This is a genomic window from Citrobacter sp. XY323, from assembly GCF_025106035.1.
Taxonomy (GTDB): domain Bacteria; phylum Pseudomonadota; class Gammaproteobacteria; order Enterobacterales; family Enterobacteriaceae; genus Citrobacter; species Citrobacter braakii.
The window spans coordinates 446191-457744 of sequence record NZ_JANYUK010000006.1 but is presented as its reverse complement, the minus strand read 5'-3'; the positions used below and the strand labels follow the sequence as shown (position 1 = coordinate 457744).

At 51.4% G+C, this 11554-nt stretch carries 9 protein-coding genes; 5 read left to right on the top strand and 4 right to left on the bottom strand.

Going from position 1 to position 11554, the window contains the following annotated elements; genetic code table 11:
* Positions 1 to 88 precede the first annotated feature (88 nt).
* On the top strand, positions 89 to 778 hold the full coding sequence (can, locus tag N0B36_RS11640; RefSeq protein WP_016151733.1) for a carbonate dehydratase: 690 nt from the start codon (positions 89 to 91) through the stop codon (positions 776 to 778).
* Positions 779 to 848: 70 nt separating this feature from the next.
* Here the strand turns inward: can and hpt are convergent, their stop codons facing one another.
* Positions 849 to 1385 carry a hypoxanthine phosphoribosyltransferase gene (gene hpt, locus N0B36_RS11635; RefSeq protein WP_016151732.1) on the bottom strand — a complete coding sequence of 179 codons (537 nt, stop codon included), beginning with the start codon at positions 1383 to 1385 and terminating at the stop codon, positions 849 to 851.
* Positions 1386 to 1588: 203 nt separating this feature from the next.
* Here hpt and N0B36_RS11630 point away from each other — a divergent pair, with 203 nt between their 5' ends.
* On the top strand, positions 1589 to 3979 hold the full coding sequence (locus N0B36_RS11630) for a glucose/quinate/shikimate family membrane-bound PQQ-dependent dehydrogenase (protein ID WP_032931273.1): 2391 nt from the start codon (positions 1589 to 1591) through the stop codon (positions 3977 to 3979).
* A 34-nt stretch (positions 3980 to 4013) separates the two neighbouring features.
* Here the strand turns inward: N0B36_RS11630 and N0B36_RS11625 are convergent, their stop codons facing one another.
* Positions 4014 to 4535 (bottom strand): hypothetical protein, encoded by a 522-nt coding sequence (locus N0B36_RS11625; RefSeq protein ID WP_016155709.1) that lies wholly within the window; start codon positions 4533 to 4535, stop codon positions 4014 to 4016.
* Positions 4536 to 4656: 121 nt separating this feature from the next.
* Entirely contained in the window at positions 4657 to 6273 is a 1617-nt protein-coding gene (gene cueO, locus N0B36_RS11620) for a multicopper oxidase CueO (protein ID WP_046275358.1), read from the bottom strand.
* A gap of 153 nt (positions 6274 to 6426) precedes the next feature.
* Between cueO and N0B36_RS11615 the strand changes: the two genes are divergently transcribed.
* Positions 6427 to 6774 (top strand): YacC family pilotin-like protein, encoded by a 348-nt coding sequence (locus tag N0B36_RS11615; RefSeq protein ID WP_003018667.1) that lies wholly within the window; start codon positions 6427 to 6429, stop codon positions 6772 to 6774.
* Positions 6775 to 6801: 27 nt separating this feature from the next.
* On the opposite strand, the gene N0B36_RS11610 is transcribed toward N0B36_RS11615, so the two are convergent.
* Positions 6802 to 7797 carry a LacI family DNA-binding transcriptional regulator gene (locus N0B36_RS11610; RefSeq protein ID WP_103766822.1) on the bottom strand — a complete coding sequence of 332 codons (996 nt, stop codon included), beginning with the start codon at positions 7795 to 7797 and terminating at the stop codon, positions 6802 to 6804.
* A gap of 239 nt (positions 7798 to 8036) precedes the next feature.
* Here N0B36_RS11610 and N0B36_RS11605 point away from each other — a divergent pair, with 239 nt between their 5' ends.
* A complete protein-coding gene (locus N0B36_RS11605; RefSeq protein ID WP_103766823.1) occupies positions 8037 to 9440 on the top strand; it encodes a sugar porter family MFS transporter in 1404 nt (467 codons plus the stop codon).
* 17 nt (positions 9441 to 9457) lie between these two features.
* Positions 9458 to 11521: a glycoside hydrolase family 36 protein gene (locus tag N0B36_RS11600; RefSeq protein ID WP_200013958.1), complete on the top strand. Its 2064-nt coding sequence runs from the start codon at positions 9458 to 9460 to the stop codon at positions 11519 to 11521.
* The last annotated feature ends 33 nt before the right edge of the window (positions 11522 to 11554 follow it).

The following is an 11554-nucleotide window of genomic DNA, read 5'->3' as shown; positions in this document are numbered from 1 at the left end:
CCTTACATTCTAATGCTTGATATTTGGTTTTAATAAATCAGGAGTTACCCTATATTAGCGCAACGCAATTCAATTGGTTACAGCCTCCATGAAAGACATAGATACACTCATCAGCAACAACGCGCTATGGTCAAAGATGCTGGTAGAAGAGGATCCCGGATTTTTTGAAACGCTGACTCACGCACAAAATCCGCGCTTTTTATGGATTGGATGTTCCGACAGTCGCGTTCCCGCAGAACGTTTAACCGGTCTTGAGCCGGGTGAATTATTTGTTCACCGTAATGTTGCCAATCTGGTTATTCACACCGACCTGAACTGTCTCTCAGTGGTTCAGTATGCGGTGGATGTGCTGGAAGTGGAACATATTATTATTTGCGGCCACTATGGATGTGGTGGCGTACAGGCGGCTATTGAAAATAAAGAACAGGGGCTGATTGATAACTGGTTACTGCATATTCGCGATATCTGGTTTAAACACAGTTCACTGCTGGGCGAAATGCCGCAGGAACGTCGCATTGACACCCTGTGCGAACTGAATGTAATGGAGCAGGTCTACAACTTGGGCCACTCAACCATCATGCGTTCAGCCTGGAAGCGCGGTCAGAAAGTTACCATTCACGGCTGGGCTTACGGTATTCATGATGGCCTGCTGCGCGATCTGGACGTCACCGCCACCAGTCGCGAGACGCTGGAGCAGCGCTATCGCCAGGGGCTGTCTAACCTCAGCCAGAAACATACCAATCACAAGCAGATACCAACAAGCGGCAGCGACGCTTAAGTCGCTTTTCGGCCTGCGGGGAAGTATCGTGCAGGCCGAATAAGCAAAGCGCCATCAGGCGCTCCCGACATTACTCGTCCAGCAGCACCACTTTGCCAACGTACGGCAAATGGCGATAACGCTGGGCATAGTCAATGCCATAGCCGACAACAAACTCATCTGGGATAGAGAATCCGATAAACTCAACCGGAACATCCACTTCACGACGGGTAGGTTTGTCCAGCAGCGTACAAATAGCCAGGGATTTCGGCTCGCGCAGGCTCAGAATCTCACGCACTTTGGACAACGTGTTACCGGAGTCGATGATGTCTTCGACAATCAGCACGTCCTTGCCACGAATGTCTTCATCCAGGTCTTTCAGGATTTTAACATCGCGCGTGGTGGACATTCCGCTGCCATAGCTGGAAGCAGTCATGAAATCGACTTCGTGGGAGACATGCACTTCACGGCACAGGTCGGCCATAAACATAAATGAGCCGCGTAACAGACCAACCAGCACCATATCGCTGCCGCTGTCCTTGTAACGTTCGTTAATCTGACGTCCCAGTTCAGCAATACGCGCTTTGATCTCCGCTTCCGGGATCATGACTTCAACAGTATGTTTCATATCTCTAACCATATGATTTAAAAACAAATCACTCAATGCTAACTTTTAATAAGCCAGCATCTAAGCGCAAGGCACGCAGTATACCAGCAAAAGCATTCATACGCGGCATCTGTTGATAAAGTTCATAATGTGACGTTTATCACGCGTTTTAGCTCCTATAATTAACTGCTATTAAAGAAATAACACCTGTGATGGTATTTTTTATGGCAAATAACAACGTACGTTCTCAACGGCTTATCGTGACCCTGAGCGCCCTGTTTGCGGCACTTTGTGGACTATATCTCCTGATAGGTGGAGGCTGGCTGGTCGCCATCGGTGGCTCCTGGTATTACCCGATCGCGGGCCTTGCCATGCTCGGTGTGGCTCTCCTGCTGTGGCGCAGTAACCGATCCGCCCTTTGGCTGTATGCCGCCCTGCTTCTCGCCACCATGATTTGGGGCGTCTGGGAAGTCGGCTTTGATTTCTGGGCGCTGACGCCGCGTAGCGACATCCTGGTCTTCTTTGGTATCTGGCTTATCCTGCCTTTCGTCTGGCATCGCCTGATTATCCCTTCCAGTGGCGCAGTAGCGGCGCTGGTGGTGGCCCTGCTGATTAGCGGCGGTATCCTGACCTGGGCTGGCTTCAACGATCCACAAGAGGTTCACGGCACGCTGAGTGCAGATACCTCTCAGGCCGATGCAATCTCAGCGGTTGCCGACGAGGATTGGCCGGCTTACGGTCGCAATCAGGAAGGTCAGCGCTACTCACCGTTAAAACAAATTAACGCTGACAACGTTCATCAGTTGAAAGAAGCCTGGGTATTTCGTACCGGGGATTTAAAACAACCCAACGATCCCGGTGAAATCACCAATGAAGTCACGCCAATAAAAGTGGGGGATACTCTTTATCTGTGTACCGCCCATCAGCGGCTGTTCGCCCTGGATGCGGCCAGCGGGAAAGAGAAGTGGCATTTCGATCCCCAACTCAATACCAATACCAGCTTCCAGCACGTAACCTGTCGCGGCGTTTCTTATCATGAAGCCAGACCGGATACAGCTTCTGCAGAGGTGATGGCCGACTGTCCGCGCCGCATCCTTTTGCCGGTCAATGATGGTCGACTGTTTGCCTTGAATGCCGAGACCGGCAAGCTGTGCGAAACCTTCGCCAATAAAGGTATTTTGAATCTGCAGACCAATATGCCAGATACCTCACCGGGCCTGTACGAACCGACGTCTCCCCCGATAATCACCGATAAAACTATCGTTATTGCCGGGTCGGTAACCGATAACTACTCAACCCGCGAAACATCCGGGGTGATACGTGGTTTTGACGTCAATAACGGCAAGCTTCTGTGGGCGTTTGATCCCGGTGCCAAGGATCCTAATTTCATCCCGTCAGATGAACATACCTTCACCTTTAACTCACCCAACTCCTGGGCGCCTGCGGCCTACGACGCGAAGCTGGATCTGGTGTATCTGCCCATGGGCGTTACCACGCCGGATATCTGGGGCGGTAACCGCACACCGGAACAGGAACGTTACGCCAGCGCCATTCTGGCGTTAAATGCCACGACCGGGAAATTGGCCTGGAGCTATCAGACCGTTCACCACGATCTGTGGGATATGGACTTGCCGGCGCAGCCAACCCTGGCGGATATCAACGTCAATGGAGAGAAAATTCCGGTCATTTATGCCCCGGCAAAAACCGGTAATATCTTTGTGCTCGACCGCCGTAATGGTGAACTGGTGGTGCCTGCCCCGGAAAAACCGGTGCCGCAAGGTGCAGCCAAAGGTGATTATGTCAGCAAAACCCAGCCGTTCTCCGATCTCAGTTTCCGTCCGCAAAAAGATCTCAGTGGTGCGGATATGTGGGGCGCAACCATGTTTGACCAGTTGGTGTGCCGCGTAATGTTCCACCAGCTGCGCTATGAAGGCATTTTTACCCCGCCTTCAGAGCAAGGCACTCTGGTGTTCCCGGGTAACCTCGGCATGTTCGAATGGGGCGGTATTTCCGTTGATCCCAACCGTCAGGTAGCCATTGCCAACCCGATGGCGCTGCCGTTCGTTTCTAAGCTGATCCCACGCGGTCCCGGCAATCCGATGGAGCCGCCGAAAGATGCCAAAGGTACTGGCACGGAGTCCGGTATTCAGCCGCAGTACGGCGTACCGTTCGGCGTAACGCTCAATCCGTTCCTTTCACCATTTGGTCTGCCGTGTAAACAGCCAGCATGGGGCTACATTTCCGCCGTAGATCTGAAAACCAATCAAGTGGTGTGGAAAAAACGCATTGGTACGCCACAGGACAGCATGCCATTCCCAATGCCGGTTCCGGTGCCGTTCAATATGGGGATGCCGATGCTGGGTGGACCTATCTCCACCGCGGGTAACGTGCTGTTTATAGCCGCGACTGCCGATAACTATCTGCGCGCATACAACATGAGCAACGGTGAAAAACTGTGGCAGGGTCGGCTTCCGGCAGGCGGCCAGGCAACGCCGATGACGTATGAAGTTAACGGTAAGCAGTATGTGGTGATATCCGCCGGGGGCCACGGCTCATTTGGCACTAAGATGGGCGATTATATCGTGGCATACGCGTTGCCGGACGACGCGAAGTAAAATGGACAACGCCCGCTAATCAGCGGGCGTTTTTTTATTCAAACTTCAGTGACAGTAACGACGCTTTTGCGGCTTCCTGATACTGAGCCACCAGATCTTTGGTCATATTGAAGGAGACCTGCACCGCTTTCTCGTTTTGCGAGGTAATCAGCAGCATATTGAGAATTTCAGTATCCGGCGCTTGAGAACGGAAAGTAATCAGCCACGCTTTATGTCCATCAACCGTGACAGGTTCCGCCTGCGGCTTGAAGTTGGTCAGCATCTTCAGTGTCGCATCCTTTGCCATATCCAACTGAGCGGCAGGCAACGCGTTGCGCCCGGCGGTAATCCCTAGAGACGCTTTACCGCGTTCGTCACCGTAAATCACCTGTGGACGGTTTTCAGAAGGGTATTTGATTTTTGCCATTTCGTCCGGCATCGGCGTGAGCGTCTGCGGAATTTCGAGACTTAAATTCAGTTTTGAAATCTGTTGGCGTTCCATCTTCATCGCAGCCTGTGCCGAAACCGCCAGAAGCATAATAAAAGATGCCGTCAGTACTTTACGCAAAAGGGTCATGAATACCTCGTGATGAGTGATTAACCTCATCAGTATATGAATGCTTTTACTCGACGATAGAGTAATAATCCGTTTTTGGAATAAACATTTAGCGGATAGCGCCACCGCTATCCGCCGCTGTTTATACGGTAAAACCGAGCATCATCCCGGTATCCTCATGCTCTAACAAATGGCAGTGCGCCATATAGGCATGTTCCTTTGGCGCGTCGTGGTCAAATTTCACCAGCACCTCGCTCACGCCGCCCTCAACCCGCACCGTATCTTTCCATCCCGCGCGGTGCGCAGCAGGTGCTTTGCCATTTTCAGACAGAATACGGAACTGCGTGCCGTGAATGTGGAACGGATGCAGCATCATGTCGCCCTGACCGGAAATTACCCAGCGTTCGTGTTGACCTTTCGCCGCGGCAAACATCGGTTTATTCATATCAAACGCCTGACCATTAATCCGGTTGGCATTATGGAAATCGAATGTTCCATGCTTCATGTTGCCCATGTCACCATGCTGCATATTCCCCATCTCACCGTGGTTCATATTGCCATGCTTCATGTTCCCGTGGCCCATATTGTCATTATTCATATGGCCCATCATCTTGCCATGATCCATACCCGCCATAGCCTGAGCGCCGTACTTCTTCATCAACATTTGCATGCCCATCATGTCGAGCATTGGGTCCATCGATAATTGCAGTTTGCGCACCGTCAGTCCCTCAAGCGATGGCAGCGCCGGCATGGATGTCAGCGTATCCGGCAACGTGCCGGAAGCGGTAATCAGCAGCGGCTGAACGCGCATCACCGGATGCGGCTTATCAAATGGCGCAATCGCCATGCCCATCTGACCCACAGGCAGAGTGACCAGATCAAACGCTTTACCGTCGCTCACATCCACCAGCACTTCAAAGCGTTCGCCCATCAGCATAGGAAGTTCGGTTACTTTTACTGGCTCCGCCAACAGTCCGCCGTCGCTGGCAATAACGTACAAAGGACGATTGTCGCTGGCCGCGATATTCAGTGAGCGTGCGTTACAACCATTTAGCAGACGCAGGCGTAGCCAACCGCGCGGTGCAGCATGCTGAGGATAAATCGCCCCATTGGTTAGCAGCGTATCGCCAAACCAGCCGACGGCAGCGGTCATGATGTCCAGTTGATAGTTAACCTGACCATCAGCAGAGAACTGTTTATCCTGAATAATCACCGGCACATCATCAATGCCCCACTGCTTAGGCAGCAGCAGCTTGCGAATCTCTTCATCTTCAATCAGCACCAGTCCGGCCAGGCCCATCGCCACCTGATGACCGGTCTTCCCATGCTGATGCGGGTGGAACCAGCAGGTTGCCGCGCGCTGATCCGGTGTGAAGGTCACAGAACGTTTCCCACCCGCCGGAATAATACCTTGCGGGCCACCGTCGACTTCACCGGGGATTTCCAGCCCGTGCCAGTGCAACGTCGTCTCTTCGGCAAGCTGGTTATGGATATCCACCGTCACCGATTGCCCTTTGCTCAGCTTGACTGCCGGCCCGAGCAAACTGCCGTTATATCCCCAGGTCGTGGCTGTTTTACCGGCAAAACTCGACTGTCCGGCTTGCACGATCAGCTGCATACGGTTAGAGGCATCTGCGGTTAACAGGTCTGGAATGGGTAATGCGGGACGGTCTGCAGCAAATACGCTCCGGCTCCACAGAGGTAACGCTGACGCGACGCCCAGCGCCACGGAGTACTTTAAAAAGTCACGACGTTGCATAATCACTTCCTTATATTCAGCAGCTTAAGCAGGCTATCTTTTAAGCATAAGCCTTCCCCTTACGGGAAGGTCAAGTAAACGGCTAATAATAAAGGTCGTCGCTTCGCTCGCAGTGTGCTAACGTTTAAATTCCGTGATGCAGTGGTAGAAGCAATGAAGACGTTTTTCAGAACCGTTTTGTTCGGCAGCCTGATGGCCGTATGCGCAAACAGCTACGCGCTTAGTGAGTCCGAAGCCGAAGATATGGCCGATTTAACGGCAGTTTTTGTTTTTCTGAAAAATGACTGTGGATACCAGAATTTGCCAAATGGGCAGATTCGTCGCGCACTGGTCTTTTTTGCCCAGCAAAACCAGTGGGACCTGAGCAATTACGACACCTTCAATATGAAAGCGTTGGGTGAAGACAGCTACCGCGACCTCAGCGGTATAGGCATCCCAACGGCCAAGAAATGCAAAGCGCTGGCACGTGACTCCCTGAGCCTGTTGGCTTACGTTAAATAGCCGCGCTGCGGAACCAGCAAGCTTCGCTTACTCTTTTACCGGCAACGTCAGCAACACTGATTTTGCCTGGTTTTCCCCTTTAGTGACTCTCAATATCGCCAGCCCCAGTTGCCGCCCAACCTCTTCGTGATCAACGGTAAAGAGACAACTCGACGACACCACTCGCACAGAAAAATCGCTGCTTGCCGTGGCACACAGCATGTTTTTTTCATTGAGTCCGCACTCGGGTAACGAGGCCAGATAGTGACTCGCCCCCATCAGTAAAAAGTCGTTGATGAAAATAATGAAATCAGGCCGCTCTGGCTGCTGTAGAAATTGCCGCGCGGCCTCTTCACCGGAAGATTCAGCTACGCTGCCAAAGAAAACCAACCCGTCATGGTAATGAATCCCTTGCACCGCCAACGCCTGCAAACAGCCGGTCAAGAACTGACGGCCATGCATACTGTCCGGGCCAAGCGTCGCAATGGCAATACGTTGCGCTCCGAGACGCAGTGCCGCACGCACGCATTGTTTCCCCATCTCCTCATGATGAAAATCGACCCAATTGAAGTTCCCGCCCAGCGAGCGGCTTTGCCCCATCGTCACAAAGGGAAACTTTAGTTCATCAAGCAGAAGGATCCGTTCATCATCAATACGAGTGTCTGTCAGGATAATCGCGTCAGCACGGTTCTGCTCAACAATTTTATGCAGCAGTTGTAGCTCACTTTCGCGATCGGTAGAAATATGGATGACCGGATCGATGGCACTCTCTTTTAAACTAGCCTGTAGCCCCCTGGCGATAGCCATAAAGAACGAGGCGGTATGGATATTGCCATCATCCGCTGCAGGCAGCAGCAGAGCCACGACCCCTGTTTTACCACTACGCAAATAGCGGGCTGATGCATTTGGCCGGTAACCCAGTTTATCCGCCGCTTCCAGTACCTTTTTACGGGTGTGGTTACTAATATCACTTTTATTATTTAGCGCTTTCGAAACCGTCGCTGTCGAAAGATTAAGATACGCCGCTAGCTCTTTTATATTCATATTTATTATGGACTAAATAGCTCTGAACAAGGATATTCCTGCCAATTTAACTGATTAGTTTTTACGTGACAATAAAAAACATTTCGACACGACTTTATTGTGTAGCAACGATCACAATTATGCAGTTACAACCATTGAAATCATTATTTTTCAGATCTAGCATAAAACAATACGAAATCGATTAAGTATTAAAACAAAAAGCCCTGAAAAATAATCATACAAACAAAGGTACTTATATCATGACATTAGATAGTACGCTTCCAACTGCGGCCAAAAAACATAAAACGCGCCCCCAAGTCATCTGGATTTGCCTGTTGGCTGCGCTCGCAGGGCTGTTATTTGGCCTGGATATCGGCGTCATTTCCGGCGCTCTACCGCTGATCGCTAAAGAGTATCAACTGCTGGATAGCCAGCAGGAGTGGGTGGTCAGTTCAATGATGGTCGGCGCCGCCGTCGCAACTCTGTGTAGCGGTTTTCTGGCCTATCGCCTGGGCCGTAAATACGCTTTATTAATCGCCGCGGCCTCCTTTTGCATAGGAGCGATTATTTGCACCTGCGCAGTTGGCCCAGGGATGCTCATCGTCGGACGGCTGATCCTCGGCGTCGGTCTGGGTGTCGCATCTTATGCGACACCACTCTATCTTTCTGAAATAACGCCAAAAAACATTCGCGGTGCAATGATATCAGCCTATCAATTGATGATTGCGCTAGGCATCTTGCTGGTTTTTCTGACCAATACCGCCTTTAGCTACAGCGGCAACTGGCGCGGTATGCTGCTGGTTGTCGCCATCCCTTCACTGGTCTTTCTGTTCGGAGCGCTATTCCTGCCGCGCAGCCCGCGCTGGCTCATGATGCATGGCCGTGAAGAGGAGGCTCGGATAGTGTTAATCCGCCTGCGTAATAGCCGTGAAGAGGTGGAGAATGAGCTTAGCGAAATTAAAGAACAGCTCAACGTTAAGCAACAAGGCTGGAATTTATTCAAAGAAAACAGGAATTTTCGTCGCAGTGTTAGCCTGGGAATTATTTTGCAAATCATGCAGCAGTTCTCTGGCGTAAATGTGATGATGTATTACGCGCCGCGTATATTCCATGAAATTGGCTTCACTTCAACAGCCGAGCAGATGTGGGGCACGGTTATTGTGGGCTTCGTGATGACGCTCGCCACCTTTATTGCCGTCGGCTTCGTCGATCGCTGGGGACGAAAACCAATGCTGTACGCTGGTTTTATCACGATGGGTTTCGCTATGAGCATCGTAGGGACGTTGCTGGGTGGTGATGCGTTATCAGCGCTGGAGAAAGGTATCACGGTTACCATGCTGTTGCTGTTTATCGTCGGCTTCTCCATGTCTGCCGGGCCGCTTATCTGGTTATTGTGCTCTGAGATTCAACCGCTGAAAGGCCGAGAATTTGGTATCACCTGCTCCACTTTTACCTGTCACATCGCCGGGATGATTGTCAGTGCAACCTTCCTGTCATTGCTAAATAGTTTAGGTAGCGCCCATACATTTTATTTATATGCGCTACTGAATATTGTCGCCCTCGTGATCATCTATCTTTTTGTGCCTGAAACAAAAAATATTTCACTGGAGCGCATTGAGCAAAACCTGATGGCAGGAAAAAAACTGCGAAATATCGGACAATAATACAAGGGTGCGACAAGATGAGCTTTATAGACTTTAAAGAAGATAACTTTCATATTTCCTTCGAGTTAAATGAAGAACAACAAATTTATATCAGCCAGTTTTTACTTGTCGGAAAGAGTGATGTACAGGGTGCATTCCCTCTTATTCAGGTGCATGTCAGTGGCCATAATCAAAACGATCACCACGCCCGTAAGCATACCGGTAGCGAACCAGGCTCCTCTCTGCGCTATCACGCCCATCGGGAAAGCGAAAATGCGCAGGGGAAAAAACTGGAGATAGATCTACATAGCCCAGCGGTTCACGCCCGCTGGCATCTACAGCATTTTCGTGGGCTACAGGCGGCCCGCGTCTGGTGTGATATCCGTAACGCCAGCGCCGATACTATCGGCCTGGAGTATGTCAGTTCGCTGACGTTGTTCGCCATCGACAGCCTGCCCTGGCAAAAAAATAGCGTCCTGCATCTACCGCATAATAACTGGTACGGCGAAGCACAGTGGAAAAGCGCCACACCACCTGAGCTTGGGCTGGATAAGGTGAATGTCTTCTCCCTTAATCGTATCGCTATCGAAAACACAGGAACCTGGTCCAGTATTGGCTATCTTCCTATGGCGGCATTTGAAGACACGGCGGCAGGCACAACACTGCTCTGGCAAATTGAGCATAACGGTTCGTGGCAATGGGAGATCGGTGATTTCCGTAATCGTCTCTATTTGCAGGCTAGCGGGCCAACGGAAAACGAAAATCACTGGTGGAAACAACTACTACCCGGTGAAACCTTTACCTCCGTGCCTGTTGCCGTAAGCCAGGTACACGGCGGGCTGCAAGAGGCGCTACAAGAGATAACGCGCTATCGTCGACGAATAATGCGCCCTTCACAGGATAATGTGCAGCTACCAGTGATCTTCAATGATTATATGAACTGCCTCTCAGGTGACCCTACAACTGAAAAGTTGCTGCCGTTGATTGATGCAGCCGCAAAGGCTGGCTGCGAATATTTCTGCATTGATTGCGGTTGGTATTCGGACGGTGAATGGTGGGATGGCGTTGGTGAATGGCTGCCTTCATCCGCGCGTTTCCCTGGCGGGATCCACGAACCGCTTGAGTATATTGCCGCCAAAGGGATGAAATCAGGTCTGTGGTTAGAGCTTGAGGTCATGGGCATAGCTTGTCCGCTGGCGCAAAAGCTGCCCGATGAGTGTTTTTTCCAGCGACATGGCAAACGGGTTATCGACCATCAGCGCTATCAGCTCGATTTCCGCCACCCATTGGTACAAGAACATGCCGAACGGATCATCACGCGCCTGGTCGAGGATTACGGTGTTAGCTATATCAAAATGGATTACAACATCAATGCAGGCAGCGGTACTGACTACCAGGCCGACAGCAGCGGCGACGGCCTATTGCAGCATAACCGTGCCTATCTAGCCTGGCTGCAGAAAACAATGCAACGCTACCCACAACTGGTGATCGAGAACTGCGGCAGCGGTGGTTTACGGATGGATTACGCGATGCTGCAACAGCACAGTATTCAATCCGTTACCGATCAAACCGACTATCGGCTCATGGCGGCTATCGCTGCCGCCGCAGCGTCAGCGGTCACTCCTGAGCAAGCTGCTATCTGGTCTTATCCCCTGCGCGAGGGGGATCGGGAAGAAGTGGTGATGAATATGGTTAACAGCATGCTGCTGCGGGTGCATCAGAGTGGTCATCTGGCGGAGTTGAGTGAAGAACGTTTTGCGCTGGTTCAGGAAGGGATTGCGCTGTATAAAACGTTTCGCGAGAAAATTCCGCATCTACAGCCTTTCTGGCCGTTGGGTATGCCCACATTATCCTCACCGTGGTTGGCCTTTGGCCTGCGTAACGAGCATGAGGCGTGGCTCGCGGTATGGCGTATGGACAGCGAACAAGGAGCGATGACCGTCCCTCTCGCGCAACTCGCCACTATCACCTGCGTGTATCCCCAGGCCGAACAGTCGCGCTGCCAGCCTATACTCCAGTCGTCAGGCGCCTGCGTTTTTCTGAACCAAAAGATGACCGCAAGGTTATTTCACCTTACTTTTACCAGTGAATACACCCGATAACGGGCCTGCGAAAAAGTGCTCGGCTATCGGGTG